At 71.9% G+C, this 22,071-nt stretch carries 24 protein-coding genes and 3 tRNA genes; 21 read left to right on the top strand and 6 right to left on the bottom strand.

Annotation, left to right across the window (positions count from 1 at the left end):
* Positions 1-94: 94 nt before the first annotated feature.
* The 5 genes from L3K22_RS14865 to L3K22_RS14845 all read left to right on the top strand — a co-directional run bounded on the left by L3K22_RS14865 (position 95) and on the right by L3K22_RS14845 (position 2,487).
* Positions 95-361 (top strand): WXG100 family type VII secretion target, encoded by a 267-nt coding sequence (locus L3K22_RS14865; RefSeq protein ID WP_263312072.1) that lies wholly within the window; start codon positions 95-97, stop codon positions 359-361.
* A 134-nt stretch (positions 362-495) separates the two neighbouring features.
* The gene (locus L3K22_RS14860) at positions 496-975 is read left to right on the top strand and encodes a hypothetical protein (RefSeq protein WP_263312071.1); all 480 of its coding nucleotides are present in this window, start codon (positions 496-498) and stop codon (positions 973-975) included.
* Between the two features lie 116 nt (positions 976-1,091).
* Complete coding sequence (locus L3K22_RS14855; protein ID WP_263312070.1) at positions 1,092-1,361, top strand: hypothetical protein; 270 nt, start codon at positions 1,092-1,094, stop codon at positions 1,359-1,361.
* Positions 1,362-1,876: 515 nt separating this feature from the next.
* Positions 1,877-2,137, top strand: a complete 261-nt coding sequence (locus tag L3K22_RS14850; RefSeq protein WP_263312069.1) for a hypothetical protein — start codon at positions 1,877-1,879, stop codon at positions 2,135-2,137.
* Positions 2,138-2,217: 80 nt separating this feature from the next.
* Positions 2,218-2,487: a hypothetical protein gene (locus L3K22_RS14845; RefSeq protein WP_263312068.1), complete on the top strand. Its 270-nt coding sequence runs from the start codon at positions 2,218-2,220 to the stop codon at positions 2,485-2,487.
* 161 nt (positions 2,488-2,648) lie between these two features.
* Here L3K22_RS14845 and L3K22_RS14840 read toward each other — a convergent pair whose 3' ends face one another.
* Both L3K22_RS14840 and L3K22_RS14835 read right to left on the bottom strand, forming a co-directional pair.
* Positions 2,649-3,209: an NmrA family NAD(P)-binding protein gene (locus L3K22_RS14840; RefSeq protein ID WP_263312067.1), complete on the bottom strand. Its 561-nt coding sequence runs from the start codon at positions 3,207-3,209 to the stop codon at positions 2,649-2,651.
* Positions 3,210-3,397: 188 nt separating this feature from the next.
* A complete protein-coding gene (locus L3K22_RS14835; RefSeq protein WP_263312066.1) occupies positions 3,398-3,886 on the bottom strand; it encodes a YajQ family cyclic di-GMP-binding protein in 489 nt (162 codons plus the stop codon).
* Positions 3,887-4,159: 273 nt separating this feature from the next.
* Here L3K22_RS14835 and L3K22_RS14830 point away from each other — a divergent pair.
* The 11 genes from L3K22_RS14830 (at position 4,160) to L3K22_RS14780 (ending at position 11,395) form a co-directional block, all read left to right on the top strand.
* Positions 4,160-4,241, top strand: a tRNA-Tyr gene (locus tag L3K22_RS14830).
* Between the two features lie 84 nt (positions 4,242-4,325).
* Positions 4,326-4,398 (top strand) — tRNA-Thr (locus L3K22_RS14825).
* Positions 4,399-4,452: 54 nt separating this feature from the next.
* A tRNA-Met gene (locus L3K22_RS14820) sits at positions 4,453-4,529 on the top strand.
* Positions 4,530-4,626: 97 nt separating this feature from the next.
* Positions 4,627-4,797 (top strand): 50S ribosomal protein L33, encoded by a 171-nt coding sequence (gene rpmG / locus L3K22_RS14815; RefSeq protein WP_029360274.1) that lies wholly within the window; start codon positions 4,627-4,629, stop codon positions 4,795-4,797.
* A gap of 169 nt (positions 4,798-4,966) precedes the next feature.
* Complete coding sequence (locus tag L3K22_RS14810) at positions 4,967-5,416, top strand: MaoC family dehydratase (protein WP_263312065.1); 450 nt, start codon at positions 4,967-4,969, stop codon at positions 5,414-5,416.
* 78 nt (positions 5,417-5,494) lie between these two features.
* Positions 5,495-5,992, top strand: coding sequence for a MaoC/PaaZ C-terminal domain-containing protein (locus tag L3K22_RS14805; RefSeq protein WP_263312064.1), 498 nt, complete (start codon positions 5,495-5,497; stop codon positions 5,990-5,992).
* On the top strand, positions 5,989-7,116 hold the full coding sequence (locus L3K22_RS14800; protein ID WP_263312063.1) for a UDP-N-acetylmuramate dehydrogenase: 1,128 nt from the start codon (positions 5,989-5,991) through the stop codon (positions 7,114-7,116). Before L3K22_RS14805 ends, L3K22_RS14800 begins: the two co-directional genes overlap by 4 nt.
* Before the next feature lie 138 nt (positions 7,117-7,254).
* Positions 7,255-8,523: a serine hydroxymethyltransferase gene (gene glyA, locus L3K22_RS14795; RefSeq protein WP_263312062.1), complete on the top strand. Its 1,269-nt coding sequence runs from the start codon at positions 7,255-7,257 to the stop codon at positions 8,521-8,523.
* A gap of 172 nt (positions 8,524-8,695) precedes the next feature.
* On the top strand, positions 8,696-9,589 hold the full coding sequence (locus L3K22_RS14790; RefSeq protein ID WP_263312061.1) for a bifunctional methylenetetrahydrofolate dehydrogenase/methenyltetrahydrofolate cyclohydrolase: 894 nt from the start codon (positions 8,696-8,698) through the stop codon (positions 9,587-9,589).
* A 156-nt stretch (positions 9,590-9,745) separates the two neighbouring features.
* A complete protein-coding gene (locus L3K22_RS14785; protein ID WP_263312060.1) occupies positions 9,746-10,567 on the top strand; it encodes an exodeoxyribonuclease III in 822 nt (273 codons plus the stop codon).
* Positions 10,568-10,813: 246 nt separating this feature from the next.
* The gene (locus tag L3K22_RS14780) at positions 10,814-11,395 is read left to right on the top strand and encodes a hypothetical protein (RefSeq protein ID WP_263312059.1); all 582 of its coding nucleotides are present in this window, start codon (positions 10,814-10,816) and stop codon (positions 11,393-11,395) included.
* Positions 11,396-11,464: 69 nt separating this feature from the next.
* On the opposite strand, the gene L3K22_RS14775 is transcribed toward L3K22_RS14780, so the two are convergent.
* From L3K22_RS14775 to sdhC, 4 genes are all read right to left on the bottom strand, one after another.
* The gene (locus tag L3K22_RS14775) at positions 11,465-12,226 is read right to left on the bottom strand and encodes a succinate dehydrogenase iron-sulfur subunit (protein ID WP_263312058.1); all 762 of its coding nucleotides are present in this window, start codon (positions 12,224-12,226) and stop codon (positions 11,465-11,467) included.
* Positions 12,226-14,001: a succinate dehydrogenase flavoprotein subunit gene (sdhA, locus tag L3K22_RS14770; RefSeq protein ID WP_263312057.1), complete on the bottom strand. Its 1,776-nt coding sequence runs from the start codon at positions 13,999-14,001 to the stop codon at positions 12,226-12,228. The genes L3K22_RS14775 and sdhA overlap by 1 nt, the downstream gene beginning before the upstream one ends.
* Before the next feature lie 85 nt (positions 14,002-14,086).
* Positions 14,087-14,542, bottom strand: coding sequence for a succinate dehydrogenase hydrophobic membrane anchor subunit (locus L3K22_RS14765; RefSeq protein WP_010549861.1), 456 nt, complete (start codon positions 14,540-14,542; stop codon positions 14,087-14,089).
* Positions 14,543-14,547: 5 nt separating this feature from the next.
* On the bottom strand, positions 14,548-14,925 hold the full coding sequence (gene sdhC / locus L3K22_RS14760) for a succinate dehydrogenase, cytochrome b556 subunit (protein WP_010549860.1): 378 nt from the start codon (positions 14,923-14,925) through the stop codon (positions 14,548-14,550).
* 264 nt (positions 14,926-15,189) lie between these two features.
* Between sdhC and L3K22_RS14755 the strand changes: the two genes are divergently transcribed.
* The 5 genes from L3K22_RS14755 to L3K22_RS14735 form a co-directional block, all read left to right on the top strand.
* Positions 15,190-16,326 carry a mannose-1-phosphate guanylyltransferase gene (locus L3K22_RS14755; protein WP_263312056.1) on the top strand — a complete coding sequence of 379 codons (1,137 nt, stop codon included), beginning with the start codon at positions 15,190-15,192 and terminating at the stop codon, positions 16,324-16,326.
* Positions 16,327-16,405: 79 nt separating this feature from the next.
* The gene (locus tag L3K22_RS14750) at positions 16,406-17,647 is read left to right on the top strand and encodes a M20 family metallopeptidase (protein ID WP_263312055.1); all 1,242 of its coding nucleotides are present in this window, start codon (positions 16,406-16,408) and stop codon (positions 17,645-17,647) included.
* Positions 17,648-17,902: 255 nt separating this feature from the next.
* The gene (locus L3K22_RS14745) at positions 17,903-19,018 is read left to right on the top strand and encodes a BMP family lipoprotein (protein WP_263312054.1); all 1,116 of its coding nucleotides are present in this window, start codon (positions 17,903-17,905) and stop codon (positions 19,016-19,018) included.
* Between the two features lie 103 nt (positions 19,019-19,121).
* Positions 19,122-20,693: an ABC transporter ATP-binding protein gene (locus L3K22_RS14740; RefSeq protein WP_263312053.1), complete on the top strand. Its 1,572-nt coding sequence runs from the start codon at positions 19,122-19,124 to the stop codon at positions 20,691-20,693.
* Positions 20,693-22,071 (top strand): ABC transporter permease (locus tag L3K22_RS14735; RefSeq protein ID WP_263312052.1); only part of this gene is annotated, 1,379 nt, incomplete at its 3' end. The genes L3K22_RS14740 and L3K22_RS14735, both read left to right, overlap by 1 nt.

The raw sequence follows: 22,071 nt of genomic DNA, 5'->3' as shown, positions 1-22,071 counted from the left end.
GGATCGCCCTACAGTGAGGGCTGTCGAGCACGCAGGAGGCCCGGTGCACCGCAGGGGGCGCAGGAGCCGGTGAACAGGAAGGGGAACCCGCATAATGAACGCCACGAAGGGTATGAACGTCGACGAGGTCAAGCAGATGTCCGGCCAGCTGCGCGATGCGGCCGAGGAGATCACACGGATCGAGCAGGAGCTCACCCGGGGCCTGGAGGACGTGGACTGGACCGGCCCCGACGCGGATCGCTTCCGCGGCCAGTGGTCCGGGGAGATGGTCCCCGCGCTGCAGCAGATCATGAACGCGGTCAACGAGCTCGGCGACACCGCCGACCGCAACGCCGCCGAGCAGGAGGCCACCTCCAGCTGAGGCGGTGCAGGACCGCGCCGTCACGGACGGCGACAGGGGTGGGGAGAGGCCCGGGCGGAGCACCGCTCGGGCCTCTCGCCTGCCTGGTATCTTTGGCGCCGACCGTGCCAGGGGGACGAATGGAGCACAGCACCGTGAAGAGCATCGAGTATCCGAGCGCCGACTTCCCTGCGCCCCCTCGGGTACGGGTCGAGGTGCCGGAGGACTGGGAGCCGCTCACGGTCCCGGGAGTGCAGCTCGCCGTCGCCCAGCCCCGCGTCGACGGGCGCTTCCGCGCGAACGTGGTCGTGACCGTGCAGCGCTTCGGACCGGAGTTCACCCTCGAGGCGGCGCGCGCCGGCCTCGAGCAGCGCAAGGCCTCCCTGCCCGAGCTCGAGGAGCTCGGCACCGGGGAGATCGAGATCGAGGGCACCACCTGGATCGCGAGCGAGTACGGCTACACCCAGCCGGGCCGCCCGACCGTGGTGCAGGCCGCGCGCTACGCCGTGATCGATCGCGGGGGCGTGGCCGCCGATGTGCTCGAGATCGTGGGCAGCTGCGGAGCGGAGAGCGCCGACGAGGAGATCGAGACCGTCCGCGCCATCCAGGACTCCCTGCAGCTGGTCCTGGACTGACCCAGACACCGCATCGTCCCCGGAGGGCGCCGGCCGATGTTGCCGGCGCCCTCCGGCCGTCCGGGGCGAGGATCTTTCGACTGGACCGGTGAGGACCGTGACAAAAGGGGTTCGTGATGGCTTTCAAGGGTATGAATCCGGGGGAGGGGCGCGAGGTCGCTCAGGAGGTCCTCAAGGCGGGCGAGCAGGTCGTCGAGAAGGTCGACGAGGTGACGCGTCTGGTGACGTCGGTGGAGTGGGTCGGTCCGGACTACGACGCGTATGTCGAGGCGTGGAACTCGTTCGTGAACGGTCCGGTGAACAGCCTGGTCGAGGCGTTCACGGCCAAGGGCGATGAGCTGGCGAACCACGCCGAGGAGCAGGACACCTCCTCGAACCAGCAGTGAGCTGACCGGGTCTTCGTCGCGCAGGCCCCGTCCCCCCGTCGTGGTGGGGGCGGGGCCTTCGTGATGCCGGGAGCGAGACGGTCGGGACCCGGCGCCCAGGGCATGGGGCCGTGCGCCGATCGCGCCCCGGTGCCCAGCGCGTGGGGTCGAGCACCGATCGGGCCCCGGTGCCCAGCGCATGGGATCGTGCGGCGACCGCGCCCCGGGCGCCGGTGACGGCGGGGTCGACGGGGCCGGCTCCCGGCGTCCCGTACGAGGCGATCCAGCGGCGCACCAGGGGAGCTGCCGGGGCTGTCCACAGCCCGATCCGACCGCAGTTCGACGCTGACCTGCAAGGATGCATACCCAGGCGGATGGGGAGGGGGATGGGGAGTTGTCCCCATCGCCAAGGTGTGGTGGGTGGTTCTAGGGTGGTGTCATCACCTGGGGGACAGGGATCGAGGACGTGGCCTTGGGTCGCGGAGGTCCGGTTCGGTGGGTGGGGATCTGATTCTTTCGACGATGTGGAGGACACCATGAAGAAGGGTATGAACCCTGAGGCTGTGGAGCAGATGGGCACCACGGCGGAGACGTCCGGCGAGGATGTCAACACCATCTACACGACGGTGCAGGGTCGTGTGACGGATTTCGACTGGACCGGTGAGGACCGTGACAAGTACGTGTCGGAGTTCGAGGGGACTCTGGGCGGTCTGGTCCAGGATGTCGTGGCGCAGCTGGGCGAGTTCGCTGATCGTGCGAGGAAGAACGCTCAGCAGCAGCGTGAGGCTTCTTCCTGATCTGCTGGGTTCTCTCGGCTTCTAGGTTTTTCTTTCTTCTGCAGTGATCTGCTCCGGGATCGGGGCGAAAGGGGTTTGTGATGGCTTTCAAGGGTATGAATCCGGAGGAGGGGCGCGAGGTCGCTCAGGAGGTCCTCAAGGCGGGCGAGCAGGTCGTCGAGAAGGTCGACGAGGTGACGCGTCTGGTGACGTCGGTGGAGTGGGTCGGTCCGGACTACGACGCGTATGTCGAGGCGTGGAACTCGTTCGTGAACGGTCCGGTGAACAGCCTGGTCGAGGCGTTCACGGCCAAGGGCGATGAGCTGGCGAACCACGCCGAGGAGCAGGACACCACCTCGAACCAGCAGTGAGCTGACCGGGTCTTCGTCGCGCAGGCCCCGTCCCCCCGTCGGGGTGGGGGCGGGGCCTTCGTGATGCCCGGGACCCCGCGCCGATCCGGACCCTGCTCCTCGGTCCTCGGTCCTTGGTGCTCGCTGCCCCGCGGTCGCGCCGCCGTCTCCGGGACCGCGACTCAGGCCGTGGCCGCGCCGATCCCGTGCGCTTCCGTCGCGGCCGCGATGCGACGCAGCTCCTCGAGCATCCGGTCCGGCTCGGCGCCGAGCGGCAGCGTGTCCGGGTCGAGGGCTCCGTCCACCTCCCCGGTGACGTCGGCGCGGAGCCCTGCGAAGAGCGAGTCCAGCTGCGACTGCTCCGGGCCGCGCTCGGCGACCACCTCGAGGGTCAGCCCGGTCGCGTCGGCCGTGGTGTGCGCCGCGAGCAGCACCCGGGCGAGCTGCTCGCGGGAGATCGCCCCGTCGGCCGGGGAGCCGCCGTGCCGACCATCGCCCTGGCGGGCGACCAGCTGGTGCTCGTCCTGCGCCTCGTCGTCGAACCAGCCCGGGCGCGCGCGCCATGTCCACGGGCATCGTCGCCTCGCCGGCGACGAGCTCCGTCTCCGCGGAAGCAGCCGGACGGCCCGCTCCGTGCTGCGCACGAGGGCCCGCGGGTGCAGTCCTGCCTCGACCGCGCACCTCACCACGGGGCGACCGACCCCTCCGGTCGCCCCGATCACCAGGATCGTGCCGCTGGTCATCGCTCCCTTCCCTCGACGGATCAGCGCCGCGCAGCATCCGCGCGCGGAGATCCGAACATCTCCAGCGCGGCGCGGGGGAGGGGAGGGACCGCCAGTGCCTGGACGCGCCGCACCCCCGTCCCGACGGCGCGGGAGCGGGGGTGCGATGAGGCGGCTGTCGACGGGCCGGACGTCAGCGGCAGTCGACCTCAGCGGTAGTTCACGAACTGGAGGGCGACCTCGAGGTCCTTGCCCTTCAGCAGCGAGATCACGGACTGCAGGTCGTCGCGGCTCTTGGAGGAGACGCGCAGCTCGTCGCCCTCGATCCGTGCCTTGATGCTCTTGGGGCCCTCGTCCCGGATGATCTTGGCGATCTTCTTCGCGTCCTCGGTGGAGATGCCCTCCTTGAGCGAGGCCGCCAGGCGCACCTCCTTGCCGGACTGCTTGGGCTCGCTCACGTCGAGAGCCTTGAGCGAGATCCCGCGGCGGATCAGCTTGGACTGCAGCACGTCCAGCACCGCGAGCACGCGCTCCTCGGCGTTGGCGGTCATGACGATCTCGTCGCCGCCGAGGGTGATCGAGGCGCCGGTGTTCCGGAAGTCGTAGCGCTGGCCGACCTCCTTCACGGCCTGGTTCACGGCGTTGTCGACCTCCTGGCGGTCGAGCTTGCTGACGATGTCGAACGATGAATCGGCCATCGGGTCCTCCTCCGGGCGGCCCGCGCGGGCCGCCACCACGTCGAACGGGCGGGTCTGTCCAGTGATCGTCCCATGCCGGGTCCGGGAGCGCTCCCCGGTCTTCGAGGGACCGCCGCAGAGGGGCTGCGACCAGCGGCGGGACCGCTGTGACGCCTCTCATGCTCCGAGGACCCCTTCTGGGTTCGCGCCGCGGCCGGGTCCCCGCTATGCTGTTTCGAGTCCGCTTCCGGCGGCCGCGGGACGAGAGTCCGGCGGGTGGCGGGAGAGGGTCGCGGCAGATTACCCGAGCGGCCAAAGGGAGCTGACTGTAAATCAGCTGGCATTGCCTACGGGGGTTCGAATCCCTCATCTGCCACGCGGAGGATCCCTGTGATCCGAAGCACGGGGACCGCCCCTCGAATTGCCTCCGGGCAATGAGGCGGGTAGGGTTCACCGGGTTGCCCTGATAGCTCAGTCGGCAGAGCGTCTCCATGGTAAGGAGAAGGTCAAGGGTTCGATTCCCTTTCAGGGCTCTGATGGATGCGGCGGCCCGGTCTCATTCGAGATCGGGCCGTTTCATCGGTCACGCCGGGGTAGCTCAGACGGTTAGAGCGCACGACTCATAATCGTGAGGTCGCGGGTTCGATCCCCGCCCTCGGTACCACACCGGTCCCCACCGGAGTGCAGATTCCACATCCCCCGAGCACGGGGACCCACGAGGCGCACCGCCGGGTGCGTCACCCGGACGAAAGAGGCGAACCGTGGCGAGCAAGAGCTCTGACGTGCGTCCCAAGATCACCATGGCGTGTGTCGACTGCAAGGCGCGCAACTACATCACCAAGAAGAACCGTCGCAACACCCCGGATCGGCTGGAGCTCTCGAAGTTCTGCCCGACCTGCGGCAAGCAGACGGCGCACCGCGAGACCCGCTGAGCGGTCCCGCCGCAGCATCCACGAAGGCCACCCGGCAGCGCCGGGTGGCCTTCGTCATGTCCGGCCCCCGTGCCTCGCGCGGGCCGCACCGCAGGGGAGCTGGGGCGGTGAGATGATCGGGGGGACCGCATCCGTCGGCCCCCGCGCCGACCCGACCTCGGGAGACACCGTGACCACCAGCCCCGATCCCGCCTTCGCCGGCCGCACCTACCCGGCGGGCCCCGTGCACACCGTCTCGGCCGCGAAGATCGTCGAGTTCGCCCGCGCCACCGGCGCCCCCTCGCCGCTGCACACCGATCCCGAGGCCGCCCGCGCCGCCGGGCACGCCGACGTCGTGGCGCCGCCCACGTTCCTCGTCTCCCTCGCCCAGGCCACCGAGGCGCAGTACGTCGAGGACCCCGCCGCCGGCATCGACTTCTCCCGCGTGGTCCACGGCGAGGAGTCCTTCACCCTGCACCGTCCCGTCGTCGCCGGCGACCGCCTCGTGCCGACCCTCACCGTCGAGTCGGTCCGCGCCGCCGGAGGGCACGCCATGGTCACCACCCGCGTCGACCTCGCCGACGAGGACGGGGCCGAGGTCGCCGCCGTGCGCAGCATGCTCGTCGTGCGCGGGGACTGAGCCCGCCGCCTCCCCCCGCGGCGCCCCGACGCCCTCGCCCCTCGCGGCCCCGCCGCTGACGCCACACCAGGAGCACCGATGACCACCAGCACCACCCCCGCCGCCCGCCCGCTCGACCTCGCCGCCCTGTCCGTCGGCGACGAGCTCTCCCGCACCGTCCACACCCTCGACCGCGACGCGCTGGTCCGCTACGCCGGCGCCTCCGGCGACTTCAACCCGATCCACTACAACGACGCCGTCGCCGAGCAGGCCGGGCTGCCCGGCGTCATCGCCCACGGCATGCTCACCATGGGCACGGCCATCACCGGCCTGCTCGAGGCCGTCGGCGACCCGACCCTGGTCACCGCCTACTCCACCCGCTTCACCGGCATGGTGCCCGTGCCCGCCACCAGTGAGGTCGCGCTCGAGGTCGTCGCGACCGTCGGCGCGATCGACGAGTCCGCGGGCACCGCACGCGTCGACCTCGCCGCCGTCGTCGACGGGGAGAAAGTGCTGGGGCGGGCCCGCGCGACCCTCGCGCTGCCCCGCCGCACGCAGGACGCCGAGGCCGGGGCTGACACGGCAGGAGCGGCATGAGGCTCGCCGACCTGACCACCCTCCGCATCGGCGGGGAGATCCGGAACCTCGTCGAGGCCCGCACGGCCGACGAGGTGATCGCCGCGGTCTCCGCCGCGGACGAGGCGGGGGAGCCGCTGCTCGTCCTCGGCGGCGGCTCGAACCTCGTCGCCTCCGACGAGCCCTTCGAGGGCACCGTGGTGCTGCTGCGCGATCCCGAGGACCCGCCGCTGCTGGATGCGACCTGCGAAGTCGGTGCCTCCGGCGAGCCCGACGGGATCCCCGTGGACCCGGGCGAGCTCACCCCGCTGGACCCCACCTGCGGCGGGGCGATCGTCGAGTACTTCGCGGGCGTGAACTGGGACCGGGCCGTGCGCTACGCGATCGCCCGCGAGATGGTCGGCATCGAGGCGCTCTCCGGCATCCCCGGCACCGTCGGCGCGACCCCGATCCAGAACGTCGGCGCCTACGGCCAGGAGGTCGCCTCGACGATCTCCCGCGTGCGCACCTGGGACCGCGAGAAGGGGGCGGTGCGCACCTTCTTCGCCGCCGACTGCGACTTCGCCTATCGTGACAGCGTCTTCAAGCGCACCCGGTACAGCGGACCCGTCCCCTCGGCGACCGGCCGCTACGTGGTGCTGTCGGTGACCTTCCAGCACACGCTCGGCTCCCTCTCCGCCCCGATCCGCTACGCGCAGCTCGCCGCGGAGCTCGGCGTCGAGGTGGGGGACCGGGTGCCGATGCGCCAGGTGCGCGAGGCGGTGCTGCGCGTGCGCAGCAGCAAGGGCATGGTCCTGGACGCCGCCGATCACGACACCTGGAGCGCCGGCTCCTTCTTCACCAACCCGATCCTCTCCGCGGAGGACGCCGCGGCCCTGCCCGAGCAGGCGCCGCGCTACGACGCCGGCGAGGGCAGGGTCAAGACCAGCGCCGCCTGGCTCATCAGCCACTCCGGGATCGAGCGCGGCCACGCGGTGGGGGAGCGGGCCTCCGTCTCCACCAAGCATTCCCTCGCGCTGACCAACCGCGGCGGCGCCTCCAGCGAGGACCTCGTCGCCCTCGCCCACGACGTCCAGCAGCGGGTCGAGGGCCGCTACGGGATCCGTCTCGAGCCGGAACCGGTGCGCCTCGGTCTCGCCCTCTGACCTGGGAGGACATGTCCCGGCGCCCGTCACGTGACGGGCGCGTGCTGATCGCTGGATGCGACGCCCTCCACAGTCGTCCCCGGCCTAGAATGGCGGGACGGCTGCTCGCCGCCCCCTCACACCGCCCCAGGAGGCCACGTGAACGTCCTCGACAAGTCCGTCGCCGACATCGATCCCGAGATCGCCCAGGTGCTCGACCGCGAGCTGGCCCGACAGCAGGGCACGCTCGAGATGATCGCGTCGGAGAACTTCGTCCCCCGCTCGGTCCTGCAGGTGCAGGGCTCGGTCCTGACCAACAAGTACGCCGAGGGCTACCCCGGCAAGCGCTACTACGGAGGCTGCGAGGAGGTCGACGTCGCGGAGCAGATCGCGATCGACCGCGCGAAGGCCCTGTTCGGGGCCGAGCACGCGAACGTCCAGCCCCACTCGGGCGCGACGGCGAACGCCGCGGTGATGCACGCCCTCGCCCGCCCGGGCGACAAGCTCATGGGCCTCTCGCTCGCCCACGGCGGCCACCTCACCCACGGCATGAAGATCAACTTCTCCGGCCGTCTCTACGACATCGTCGCGTACGAGACCGAGCCGGGCACGGGCCTGATCGACATGGACAAGGTGCGCGAGCTCGCGATCGCCGAGCAGCCCAAGGTCATCGTCGCCGGCTGGTCCGCCTACACCCGCCAGCTCGACTTCCCCCGCTTCCGCGAGATCGCCGACGAGGTCGGCGCCGCGCTGTGGGTCGACATGGCGCACTTCGCGGGCCTCGTCGCGGCGGGCCTGCACCCCAGCCCCGTGCCCTACGCGGATGTCGTCTCCACCACCATCCACAAGACCATCGGCGGCCCTCGATCCGGCATGATCCTGTGCAAGGAGAAGTGGGCGAAGAAGATCGACTCGGCCGTGTTCCCCGGCCAGCAGGGCGGCCCGCTCATGCACGTCGTCGCCGCGAAGGCCGTGGCACTGAAGATCGCCGCCTCGGAGGACTTCAAGGACCGCCAGGCCCGCACCCTCGAGGGCGCGCAGATCCTCGCCGACCGCCTCCAGCAGGAGGACGCCAAGGCGGCAGGCGTCAAGGTCATCTCCGGCGGCACCGACGTGCACCTGGTGCTCGTGGACCTCGTCGACTCCGAGCTGGACGGCCAGCAGGCGGAGGACCGCCTGCACGCGGCCGGCATCACCGTGAACCGCAACGCGGTCCCCAACGACCCGCGCCCGCCGCGGGTCACCTCGGGCCTGCGCATCGGCACCCCGGCGCTCGCCACCCGCGGCTTCGGCGCGGCGGAGTTCACCGAGGTCGCCGACGTGATCGCGCTGGCGCTGACCGGCGGGGCCGACGTCGAGTCGCTCAGGGCCCGCACCGCGAAGCTCGCCGAGTCCAAGCCGCTCTACCCCGAGCTGCAGCAGTCCTGATCCCCGCGGGCGGGGTCCGGAGGCCGCGGAGCCCGGACCCCGCCCGTCCCGCATCAGCCCGCCGGTGCCCGGGGCGGGACCGCCCTCGACCGGGCCACCGGCCCCTCGGGCGGACCTCCCGGACCCACCCCACCGACCACCTCACCGAGACCCCTCATCGAAGGAGAGCGCCATGACCGCCCAGATCCTCGACGGCAAGGCCACCGCGAAGGCGATCAAGCAGGAGCTCGCCGAGCGCGTGACCCGTCTGGTCGACGCCGGTCACCCGCGTCCGGGTCTCGCGACCGTGCTGGTCGGCGATGATCCGGGCAGCGCCGCCTATGTGCGCGGCAAGCACCGCGACAGCGAGCAGATCGGCCTGAACTCGATCCAGAAGCACCTCCCGGCCGACGCCACCCAGGAGGAGGTCGAGGCGGTCGTCGACGAGCTCAACGCCGACCCCGCCTGCACCGGCTACATCGTCCAGCTGCCGCTGCCGAAGCACATCGACACCGACGCGATCCTCGAGCGGATCGACCCGGCCAAGGACGCCGACGGCCTCCACCCCACGAACCTCGGCCGCCTGGTCCTGAACGCCTACTCGCCGATCCGCACCCCGCTGCCCTGCACGCCCCGGGCCGTGATCGAGCTGCTCATGCGACACGACCTCGACCTCAAGGGCAAGGACGTGGTCGTGATCGGCCGCGGCGTCACCGTCGGCCGCTCGATCGGCGCGCTGATGACCCGCCGCGCCATCAACGCGACCGTCACCCTCACCCACACCGGCACGACGGACCTCCCCGCGCACCTGCGCCGCGCCGACGTGATCGTCGCCGCCGCGGGCGTCGCCCACCTGGTCCGGCCCGAGGACGTCAAGCCCGGCGCGATCGTGCTCGACGTCGGCGTCTCCCGCCAGGAGGACCCCGAGGGCGGGAAGGCGAAGCTCGTGGGCGACGTGGACCCGGCCGTCGCCGAGGTCGCCTCGTGGATCAGTCCCAACCCCGGCGGCGTCGGCCCCATGACCCGCGCGCTGCTGGTCAACAACGTCGTCGAGGCGGCCGAGCACGCCGCCGACATCGAGGCCTGAGACCCCGGCGGGGCGGGCAGAGCCGCCCGTCCCGCCGTCCCGCGTCCGTCGGCCGTGCGCGCGCCGCGTCGTGCGAGGCGCCCCTCTGCGGGGAGGCCGCGCCCGTCGGCCGTCCCCGCGTCGCGGCCGTCCGGCCCCGCTGACATACTGATGGGCATGACTTTCACCCTCGCCACAGTCAACGTCAACGGCCTGCGCGCCGCGGCCCGCAAGGGCATGGCCGACTGGCTCGCGACCACCGCGGCCGACGTCCTCACCCTGCAGGAGGTGCGGGCGCCGGAGGAGCTGCTCGCCGATCTGGTGGGGGAGGACTGGACCATCGTCGGCGAGGCCTCCGAGCTCAAGGGCCGCAACGGCGTCGCGATCGCCGCCCGCACCTCGCTGGAGAACATCGACCTCGAGGGCGTCCGCCGCGGCCTGCCGGGCCTGACCGAGCCCACCCACACCGGCCGCTGGCTCGAGGCCGACCTCGAGGACCCGCTCGGCGACGGCACCGGCCTCACCGTCATCTCCTGCTACATGCACTCCGGCAACACCGAGAAGCCGCAGACCATGACCGACAAGTACGCCTTCCTCGACGTGGCCATGGAGCGCCTGGACGCGCTGCGCGCCGACGGCCGTCACGTGGTCCTCACCGGCGACCTCAACATCGCCCACGCCAACAACGACATCAAGAACTGGAAGGGCAACCTGAAGTCCGCCGGCTTCCTGCCCGAGGAGCGCGCCTATCTCGACCGCCTGCTGGTCGAGGGCGACTGGGTGGACGTCCAGCGCCGCCTCGCCGGCGACGTGCCCGGCCCGTACACCTGGTGGTCCCAGCGAGGCAAGGCCTTCGACAACGACTCCGGCTGGCGCATCGACTACCAGCTGACCACCCCGGCGCTCGGCGAGAAGGCGACCGCCGCGCAGGTCGACCGCGCCCCCAGCTACGACACCCGCTGGTCCGACCACGCACCGCTGGTGGTCACCTACTCCTGAGCCCGCACCGGGCGCCGTCGGCGCGGCCTCCCTCTCCCGGCCGACGGCACCCGGGCCGCCCCGCGCTCGAGACCGCGCGCAGGCGCGGGCGGCACCGCGGGCCGCGGGCCGAACCTGTCGCCGATCGCCTACGACCCGCGCGGACTCGGCCGGAGCACCCGCAGCGACGGCAGCGCCCTGAACGACCCGTCCCTGCAGGCGGAGGACGTCCACGCACTCATCACGGATCTCGGCGCACCGGTGCAGATGTTCGCCAGCAGCGGCGGCGCCGTCGCCGCGCTCGCCCTGCTCGCGGCGCATCCCGAGGACGTCAGCCAGGTCGTCGCCCACGAGCCGCCCGTCATGGGCGTCCTGCCCGATGCGGAGCTCGCCGAGCGCGCGGACGATGCCGTCGGCCGCGCCTATCAGGAGCGCGGCTGGGGCGCGGGGCTCGCCGCCTTCCTCGCCATGAGCATGTGGCAGGGCGAGTTCACCGAGGAGTTCCTCGCCCAGCCCCTGCCCGATCCCGCCCGGTTCGGCCTGCCCGGTCAGGACGACGGCACACGGGAGGACCCGCTGCTGTCCGGGACGAGCGCCCCCGTGACCTCCTATCAGCCGGACCTCGAGGCGCTGCGCTCCGCGGGGGACCGTCTGGTCCTCGCCGCGGGGGAGCAGACGGGGGAGGCGATCACCGCCCGCTCGACGCGCGCCCTCGCCGAGGCGCTCGGCACCGAGCCGCTCGTCTTCCCGGGCGACCACGGCGGCTTCGCCGTCGGCGACCCGTCCCATCCGGGCGACCCCGCCGCCTTCGCGACGCGCCTGCGCGAGGTGCTCGCCGCCCGCGGCTGACCGCCCCGACGACGACAGGGGCTCCTCCGCCGCGGCGGAGGAGCCCCTGTCGTCGTGCTGAGCGCGGGATCAGACGCGGCCGCGGATCACGGCCTGCTTCACCTCGGCGATCGCCTTGGTCACCTGGATGCCGCGCGGGCACGCCTCGGTGCAGTTGAAGGTGGTGCGGCAGCGCCACACGCCCTCCTTGGAGTTCAGGATCTCCAGGCGCTGCTCGCCCGCGTCGTCGCGCGAGTCGAAGATGAAGCGGTGCGCGTTCACGATCGCGGCCGGGCCGAAGTACTGCCCGTCGGTCCAGAACACGGGGCAGGACGAGGTGCACGCGGCGCAGAGGATGCACTTGGTGGTGTCGTCGAAGCGCTCGCGCTGCTCCGCGGACTGCAGCCGCTCGCGGCTGGGCTCCTGACCGCCCGCGACCAGGAACGGCATGACCTCCTTGTAGGAGTCGAAGAACGGCTCCATGTCCACGATGAGGTCCTTCTCCACCGGCAGGCCCTTGATCGGCTCGACCGTGATCGGCTTCGAGATGTCGAGGTCCTTCAGGAGCGTCTTGCAGGCCAGACGGTTGCGGCCGTTGATCCGCATCGCGTCCGAGCCGCAGACGCCGTGGGCGCACGAGCGGCGGAAGGTCAGCGAGCCGTCCACGTGCCACTTGATCTCGTGCAGGGCGTCGAGCACACGGTCGGTGCCGTGCATCGTGACGGTGAAGTCCTCCCAGTGGACGCCCTTGTCGTCCTCGGGGGTGAAGCGTGCGATGCGCAGCGTCACCTCGAACGAGGGGACCGCGCCGGCATCGGGCTCGGCCTGGGGCTTCTCGGCGACGGCAGTCATCAGAACGTGCGCTCCTTCGGCTCGTAGCGGGTGATCACGACGGGCTTGGTGCCCAGACGGATCGGGGTGCCCTCGACGCCCTCCTCACCCGGCAGGGTGCGGTAGGCCATGGTGTGCTCGAGGTAGTTGACGTCGTCGCGCTTCTCGAAGTCCTCGCGGAAGTGGCCGCCGCGGGACTCCTTGCGGTTCAGCGCGCCGAGCGCCACGATCTCGGCCAGGTCGAGCAGGAAGCCGAGCTCCACGGCCTCCATCAGGTCCAGGTTGTAGCGGCGGCCCTTGTCCTGGATCGCGACCGTCTCGTAGCGCTTCTTGAGGTCCTTGATGCCGGCCAGCGCCGTGCGGCAGGTCTCCTCGGTGCGGAACACCTGGACGTTGGCGTCCATCAGCTCCTGCAGATCGGTGCGGATGTTCGCGATGCGGTCCTCGGTCGCGGGCCGGTCGCGCAGGCGCTCGAGCAGCTCGACGGTCGGGGTCTCCACGCCCTCGGGCAGCTCGGACAGGTCGACCTCCGCTGCGTGCTCCGCGGCGGCGATGCCGGCGCGGCGCCCGAAGACGTTGATGTCCAGCAGCGAGTTGGTGCCCAGGCGGTTGCCGCCGTGCACGGAGACGCACGCGGTCTCGCCGGCGGCGTACAGGCCGGGGATCACGTCGGTCGCGTTGGCGAGGACCTCGCCGCGGATGTTCGTGGGGATGCCGCCCATGCCGTAGTGCGCGGTCGGGAAGACCGGCACCGGCTCGGTGTACGGCTCCACGCCCAGGTAGGTGCGCGCGAACTCGGTGATGTCCGGGAGCTTCGCGTCGATGTGCGCGGGCTCGAGGTGGGTGAGGTCGAGGTAGACGTAGTCCTTGTTCGGGCCGGCGCCGCGGCCCTCGCGCACCTCGTTGGCCATGGCGCGGGCGACCACGTCACGAGGGGCGAGGTCCTTCAGCGTCGGGGCGTAGCGCTCCATGAAGCGCTCCATCTCGCTGTTGCGCAGGATGCCGCCCTCGCCGCGCGCCGCCTCCGACAGCAGGATGCCGAGGCCCGCCAGGCCCGTCGGGTGGAACTGGAAGAACTCCATGTCCTCCAGCGGGATGCCGCGGCGGAACGCCATCGCGGGGCCGTCGCCGGTGAGGGTGTGGGCGTTCGAGGTGGTCTTGAAGATCTTGCCGAAGCCGCCGGAGGCGAACACGACCGACTTCGCGCGGAAGACGTGGATCTCGCCGGTGGCGAGCTCGTACGTGACCACGCCGGAGGCGCGTACTCCCTCGTCGGAGCGCGGGTCTCCGGTCATCAGCACGTCGAGCACGTAGTACTCGTTGAAGAACTCCACCTGCTGCTTCACGCAGTTCTGGTAGAGGGTCTGGAGGATCATGTGGCCGGTGCGGTCCGCGGCGTAGCAGGCGCGGCGCACGGGCGCCTCGCCGTGCTCACGGGTGTGCCCGCCGAAGCGGCGCTGGTCGATGCGGCCCTCGGGGGTGCGGTTGAACGGCAGGCCCATCTTCTCCAGGTCGAGCACCGCGTCGATGGCCTCCTTGGCCATGACCTCGGCGGCGTCCTGGTCCACCAGGTAGTCGCCGCCCTTGACGGTGTCGTAGGTGTGCCACTCCCAGTTGTCCTCCTCGACGTTGGCTAGGGCCGCGCACATGCCGCCCTGCGCCGCGCCGGTGTGGGAGCGCGTGGGATAGAGCTTGGTGACGACCGCGGTGCGGGCGCGCTTGGAGGACTCCAGCGCCGCGCGCATCCCGGCGCCGCCGGCGCCGACGATCACCACGTCGTAGTTATGGGTCTGCATGTCGGGTGACAGCTCCGTTCCGGGAAGACCGTGAAGTGCGTGAGGAAGAGGAGGGGCGGCCGGGGGTCCGGCCGCCCCGGGGGCGTCAGCCCTCGCAGAAGGAGGGCAGCAGGCTCGGCTCGGCGCCGACGGGGCAGGGATCGAAGGTGAAGATCACCAGGGTGCCCAGCACGATCGTGACGACGACCGCGAAGTACAGCAGGGCCTTGAGGACCATGCGGGTGCGGTCGCCGCGGGCGTAGTCGTTGATGATCGTGCGCACGCCGTTGCCGCCGTGGATGAGGCCCAGCCACAGCATCAGCAGGTCCCAGACCTGCCAGAAGGGGGAGGACCACTTGCCGCCGACGAAGGCGAAGTCGATGCCCTTGACGCCGTCGCCGAGCCACAGGTTCACGAAGAGGTGGCCGAAGACGAGGATGACCAGCAGCGCGCCGGAGCCGCGCATGAACATCCACGAGAGCATCTCGGCGTTCAGGCCGCGCTGCCCTGTGCGGCGGTAGCGGGTGGAGGGATCCGGGATCGAGGTGGTGGAGGTCGACATGGGGATCACGCTCCGAACATGTGCATGAGGTGGCGGGGGAGGAAGCCGGCCATCAGGACGGCCCACACGATCACGACGCCCCAGAAGAGCTTGCGCTGGTGCACGGTCCCCTTGGACCAGAAGTCCACGAGGATGATGCGCAGGCCGTTGAGCGCGTGGAAGAGCACGGCGCCGACCAGGCCGACCTCGCCGAGGCCGAAGACGACGGTCTTGTAGTGGCCGATGACCTCGTTGTACGCCTCGGGCGAGACGCGCACGAGCGCGGTGTCCAGGACGTGCACGAGCAGGAACAGGAAGATCGCCATTCCTGAGATGCGGTGGGCGACCCAGGACCACATGCCCTCGCGTCCGCGATAGAGCGTCCCGGATTGGGCGGAAGCCACGGAGTTCCTCCAGAAGCGTCGGTATGTCGCCGGGAGCTCGACGGTGCTCCGCGGCGCGCGGCGCGGGACCCCGGGGACCGAGGTCCCCGCGGCCGTTGCAGCGCTCGGCGCCCTCGGGCGGCCGTTTCGCGACACGGCGACATCATCATCGCCCCCGACAGGGGCAGGTTCAGCGTAGCACCAGGCAGGGGACGGGCACGCCCGCCCCGGCCGCGTCGACGGACGGTCCCCAGGGGCCCGTCGGAGGCTGGATACGCTGGGTTCATGCCCGAAGCCCCCTTCGTTCCCGTGGTGCCCGCAGGAGGCTCCGGCACCAGACTGTGGCCGCTCTCACGCCGCGCCCGCCCGAAGTTCCTGCTGGACCTTACCGGGCAGGGCCGCTCCCTGCTCCAGCTCACCCTCGACCGCCTCGCGCCCCTCGCGGACCGGCCCCCGATCGTCGTCACCGGCCGCTCCCACGCCGCAGCGGTGCGCGAGCAGCTCGACAGGGACGTGCGCGTCCTCGCAGAGCCCTCGGCCCGCAACTCCATGCCTGCGATCGCGCTCGCGGCCGCTCTCGTGGAGCGCGAGTCGCCGGACGCCGTGATCGGCTCCTTCGCCGCCGACCACCTCATCCAGGACGAGGCCGCCTTCGCCCGCGCCGTCACCGCCGCGCGGGACGCCGCCGAGCTCGGCCTCCTCGTCACCCTCGGCATCGCCCCCACCTCGCCGTCGACCGGCTTCGGCTACATCGAGTCCGCGGGCGACGGGGGAGCGGACCCCGCGCTCGGCGCACGCCTGCGCGCCGTCGGCGCGGAGCCCGTCGTGCGCTTCGTCGAGAAGCCCGACCGCGAGCGGGCCGAGGCCTTCGTCGCCGGGGGCCTGCGCTGGAACGCCGGCATGTTCGTGGTGCGCGCCTCGGTGCTGCTCGACGAGCTCGCCGTCCAGATCCCCGCCCTCGCCGCCGGGGCGCGCGAGATCGCGGCCGCGCACGGCGGCGCCGAGGAGGAGGCGGTGCTCGAGCGCGTCTGGCCCACGATGACCGCGATCGCGATCGACCACGCCCTCGCCGAGCCGCTCGCCGCGCAGGGGAGGGTCGCGGTGGTCCCGGCGGAGTTCGACTGGGACGACGTCGGCGACTTCGCGGCGCTCGCCCGCCAGCTCCGCGAGCGTGAGGGCGAGGTGCGCCGCGGCGAGGACGGCACCGAGGTCCATGTGGTGGGAAGCGCGAGCGTCGATGCGCTCTCCTCCCGGGCCACCGTGTACGGTTCCACGGATCGCCACATCGCCCTGGTCGGGCTCGAGGGCGTCAGCATCGTCGACACCGAGGACGCGCTGCTGGTGCTCGCCGACGAGAAGGCGCAGGCCCTCCAGCAGCTCGTCGGCCGGCTCGACGAGCAGGGGCTGGGCCGGCTGCGCTGACCCGCACCGCCGGACCCGCATCGCCGCAGGCGCACGGCGGGCAGGGCGGTCGATGACAGGACAGGACAGGAGCGGACGCGTGGAGCAGTCGCAGCAGACGCTGGTCGGGACCTCGCAGCAGCGGGCGATGCTCGGACCGGAGGGGCTGATCGCCCGCACCGTCGCCGAGCGAGGCGACGCCCTGCGCGAGGTGCGCCGCCACCTCCACCGCCACCCCGAGCTCTCCCACCAGGAGCACGCCACCACCGACTTCATCGCCGAGCAGCTCACCGCGCTCGGGCTCGCGCCGAAGCGCATGGCCGCCACCGGCCTGATCTGCGACATCCCCGGCGCGGACCCGTCGCTGGAGCTGATGGGGCTGCGGGCGGACATGGACGCGCTCGGGATCCCCGAGCTGAGCACCGTCCCCTACCGCTCCGTCGTCGAGGGCGTCTCCCACGCCTGCGGCCACGACGTGCACATGAGCGCCGTGCTCGGCGCGGCGACCGCGCTGGTGCGGGTGGCCGAGGAGGGCACGCTGCGCCGCGGCGTGCGCCTGGTGTTCCAGCCCGCCGAGGAGATGCACCCCTGCGGCGCGCTCGAGCTGATCGGGCAGGACGTCCTGGTCGGCGTCGACTCGATCCTCGCCCTGCACTGCGACCCCGGCGTCGACGTCGGCCACGTGGGTCTGAAGTCCGGCCCGATCACCTCGGCCACCGATCCGGTGCGGATCCAGGTGCGCGGCGCGGGCGGCCACACCTCCCGCCCGCATCTCACCCAGGACCTCGTCTACGCGCTCGGCTCGATCGCGACGCAGCTGCCGGCCGCGCTGACGCGGCGCATGGACCCGCGCTCCGGCGTGAACCTCACCTGGGGCTCGATCCACGCCGGCTCCGCCTTCAACGCGATCCCCAGCGCCGGCACCCTCGAGGGCACCCTGCGCTGCCTGGACCACGAGGCTTGGGACCGGGCCGAGGAGCTGCTCGAGGAGGTCCTGGCCGATCTCGTGCGCCCCTGGGGCGTCGAGGCGCGCGTCTCCCACGACCGCGGGGTGCCGCCGGTCTCGAACAGCCCCGCGAGCGTCGAGGTGCTCGCCGCCGCGGTGCGCGGGGTGCTGGGACGGGAGAACCTCGACCCCACCGCCCAGTCCCTGGGCGGGGAGGACTTCGCCTGGTACCTCGAGAAGGTGCCCGGGGCGCTCGCCCGCCTCGGCACCCGCACCCCCGGCGGGCGCACCTACGACCTCCACATGGGCGACCTCATGATCGACGAGCGCGCGATCGGGATCGGGGCGAGCGTGCTCGCCGCCGCCTGCGTGCAGCGGGACCTGCAGGCCGTCTGAGCCCGTCGGCCGGCAGGGCCGCTCCGAGCCCGTCGGACGGGCCGCCTGCGGGGCGACGGCGCCCGGCCCGCCTCCGCGTGGACGTTCACCCGCGCGACACCTCCGCGTCGATTTCATAACGGTTCGCGGGCGGAGGCTCACGTCGTGCTCACGATGCGTCGCGCGGGGCTATCGTCCAATCGCACTGCGACAGCGACGTCGCCCGGACCCTCGGGGCGCTCCCGGCCCCTCGCACTCCCACCGGAGGAACCATCCATGAAGAGCATCACGCGTGCCCTCGCCCTCGCCGGCGCCGGGGCTCTCACCCTCGCCGCCTGCGGCAGCGCCCCGGAGGAGACGGCCGGCGGCGACAGCGACGCCGGCGGCGGCGCCGCGAGCGACTACAAGGCCTGCATGGTCTCCGACGCGGGCGGCTGGGACGACAAGTCCTTCAACGAGTCCAGCTACAACGGCCTGCTCAACGCCGAGAAGAACCTCGGCATCCAGAAGCAGACCGCCGAGTCGACCACCGTCTCGGACTTCGAGCCCAACATCAACAACATGGTCACCGAGGGCTGCGACCTGATCATCACGGTCGGCTACCTGCTCGCCCCCGCGACCGGCAAGGCCGCTCAGGCCAACCCCGACACGGACTTCGCGATCGTCGACTCGACCGCGCAGGACGCCGATGGGAACCCCATCGAGCTCGAGAACGTCAAGCCCCTCGAGTTCGACACCGCCCAGGCCGCCTTCCTCGCCGGCTACCTCGCCGCGGGCACGACCGAGACCGGCAAGGTCGCCACCTACGGCGGGGTCAACATCCCCACCGTCACCATCTTCATGGACGGCTTCGTGGACGGCGTCGCCCACTACAACGAGACCCACGGCACCGAGGTCGAGGCCCTCGGCTGGAACAAGGAGAGCCAGGAGGGCTCCTTCACGGGCGACTTCGAGGACCAGACCAAGGGCAAGGCCGTCTCCGACGAGTTCTACAGCGCGGGCGCCGACATCGTCATGCCGGTCGCCGGCCCCGTGGGCGCCGGCACCCTCGCCTCCGCCAAGGAGGGCGAGGACCGCAAGGTGATCTGGGTCGACGCCGACGGCTACGAGACCAACGCCTCCGACCCCGAGGCGCAGGCCACGATCCTCACCTCCGTCATGAAGGAGATGACCACCGGCGTCGAGGACGTGATCGGCGGCGCCGCGGAGGGCGAGTACGACGCGACCCCGTATGTCGGCACCCTCGAGAACGGCGGCGTCGGGCTGGCGCCCTTCCACGACTTCGAGGACGAGGTCCCCGCCGAGCTGAGCGGCGAGATCGAGACCCTCACGCAGGAGATCATCGACGGCACGGTCGTCGTCGAGTCCGAGGCCTCGCCCGCAGGCGCCTGAGCCCCGTCATGAGCGCGGTCCCCGCCCCGAGGGCGGGGACCGCGTCCCATGTCCCACACCGCACGGCCGAGCAGCTCGGCCGGCACCGACGGAAGCGAGTGCTGTGAAGCTCGAACTGCGCGGCATCACGAAGACCTTCGGGACCTTCGTGGCCAACGACGCGATCGACCTGGTCGTCGAGCCGGGGGAGATCCACTCCCTGCTGGGGGAGAACGGCGCGGGCAAGTCCACCCTGATGAACGTGCTGTACGGGCTGTACCGCCCTGACGGCGGCCAGATCCTCCTGGACGACCGCCCCGTCAGCTTCTCAGACCCGGGCGACGCGATGGCCGCCGGCATCGGCATGGTGCACCAGCACTTCATGCTCGTGCCCGTCTTCACGGTCGCCGAGAACATGGTGCTGGGCAACGAGCCCACCCGCGGCGGCCTCCTGGACCTCGCCGCCGCCCGCAAGCTGGTGCGCGAGATCTCCGCACGCTTCGGCTTCGACCTCGACCCCGATGCGCTCGTCGAGGACCTCCCCGTCGGCGCCCAGCAGCGCGTCGAGATCATCAAGGCCCTCAGCCGTCGCGCCGAGGTGCTCGTGCTGGACGAGCCCACCGCCGTGCTCACCCCGTACGAGACCGACGAGCTGATGGCGATCATGCGCCAGCTGCGTGACGAGGGGACCTCGATCGTCTTCATCACCCACAAGCTCCGCGAGGTCAAGGCCGTCTCCGACCGGATCACCGTGATCCGCCGCGGCAAGGTGGTCGGCGAGGCCGACCCCTCGGCCGACCAGGCCGAGCTCGCCTCCCTGATGGTCGGCCGCCAGGTCTCCCTCGCCCAGGAGAAGGCGCCCGCCGCACCCGGCGAGATCGCGCTCGAGGTCGAGGACCTCCGCGTCACCGACGAGGCCGGCACCCGCACCCTCGACGGTGTCTCCTTCGAGGTGCGCCACGGGGAGGTGCTCGGCATCGCCGGGGTCCAGGGCAACGGTCAGACCGAGCTCACCGAGGCGCTGCTGGGCCTGCAGGACAGCGTCGCCGGCTCCGCTCGCCTCGAGGGGAAGCAGCTGGTGGGCCGCTCCACCAAGCAGATCCTCGACGCGGGCGTCGGCTTCGTCCCCGAGGACCGCACCCACGACGCGCTGGTCGCGGACTTCTCCGTCGCCGAGAACCTCGTGCTGGACCAGCACGACCGCGCCCCCTTCGGCACAGCGGTGTCGATGTCGCTGAAGGCCATCGCCGAGAACGCGAACAAGCTGATCCCGGAGTTCGACATCCGCACCGGATCGGCGGCATCGGCCGCGTCCACGCTGTCCGGCGGCAACCAGCAGAAGATCGTCATGGCCCGCGCGCTGAACCGCGAACTGGCGCTCCTGATCGCCTCCCAGCCCACCCGCGGTGTGGACGTCGGCTCGATCGAGTTCCTCCACCGCCGCATCCTCGACGAGCGCGACCAGGGCACCCCCGTCGTGATCGTCTCGACCGAGCTCGACGAGGTCACCCAGCTCGCCGACCGCATCGCCGTGATGTACCGCGGTCGCATCCTCGGCATCGTCCCCGGCGACGAGGACCGCGACGTGCTGGGCCTGATGATGGCCGGCTACACCGCCGATGCCGCCCGCGAGGCCGTGGCCGCCGGCGCCCGCACCACCGACTCCCAGCTCGCCGACGAAGGAGACATCGCGTGATGAGCACCCTCTCCGAGACCGGCGCCGCCGGCTCCGCGCCCGGCGTCGGCGCGGGCGCCGCCGACGCCCCGCCGCCCGAGGAGCGCGCCGAGACGGCGCTGGCCCGCACCCTCCAGTCGATCGCGCGCAGCGACCTGCTGGTGGTCGTGATGAGCTTCGTGTTCGCCTTCCTCATCGGCTCGGTGCTGATCGTCATCGCCGACGAGGAGGTCCGCACCACCCTCGGCTACTTCTTCGCCCGCCCCTCCGACGCGCTCACCGCGATCTGGCAGTCCGTCACCCACGCCTACGGCGCGATGTTCCGCGGCGCCGTCTTCGACGGGCGGGGCTTCTCCCGCGTCGCGGAGGACGTGCGCGAGGCCGGTGGCTCCGGCACCTACGTGCTCTTCCCCGCGCTCGCCGCCGGGCTGCGCCCCCTGACCGAGACCCTCACCGTCGCGACCCCGCTGATCATCGCCGCGGCCGGCATGGCCGTGAGCTTCCGCGCGGGCCTGTTCAACATCGGCGGCACCGGCCAGCTGATCGTCGGCGCGATGGCCGCCGGCTACGTCGGCTTCGCGGTCCAGCTCCCCGTCGTGCTACACCTGCTGGTCGCACTGCTCGCCGGCGTGCTCGCCGGCGGCGTGTGGGGCGGGATCGCCGGCTTCCTCAAGGCACGCTTCGGCGCCAACGAGGTCATCAGCACGATCATGCTGAACTGGATCGCGACCTATCTGCTGTTCTTCGCGCTGAAGACCACCGCGTTCACCGGCGCGAACCAGTCCCAGCCCACTTCCCCGTCGGTGGGGGAGAACGCGACCCTGCCGCTGCTGCTCGGCGGCGGGTTCCGCCTCCACGCCGGCCTGTTCCTCGCCGCGGGCGCCGCCGTGCTGCTGTGGTGGTTGATGAGCCGTTCCACCCTCGGCTTTCACTTCCGGGCCGTCGGCTCGAACCCGCGCGCCGCCCGCGTCGCCGGCATCTCCCCGGCCCGCACCGCCTTCCTGGTCCTCGCCGTCGCGGGCGCCCTGGTGGGCCTCGCCGGGGCCGTGCACGTGCTGGGCACCGAGCGCCGCCTCACCGAGGGCGTCGCCGGCAACATCGGCTTCGACGCGATCACGGTCGCGCTGCTGGGCCGCTCCGGCCCCGTGGGCATCGTGCTGGCCGGCCTGCTCTTCGCGGCCCTGTCCACGGGCGGGCGCTTCATGGAGACCAACCAGGGCGTGCCGCTGGACCTCGTGCAGGTCATCCAGGTGCTCGTGGTGCTCTTCATCGCCGCGCCGCCGCTGGTGCGCACCCTGATCGGCCTGCGCCGGATCGACCACCCCGGCGCCGGGGCGCGCCGCGCCCGCCGCACCCGCGCCGTCGAGGTCCCCGCGACGGTCGGCGCCGCCGCCGGTGC

The sequence above is a fragment of the Brachybacterium atlanticum genome (assembly GCF_025669985.1).
Lineage (GTDB): Bacteria > Actinomycetota > Actinomycetes > Actinomycetales > Dermabacteraceae > Brachybacterium > Brachybacterium conglomeratum.
This window is presented reverse-complemented; position numbering and strand designations above follow the sequence as displayed.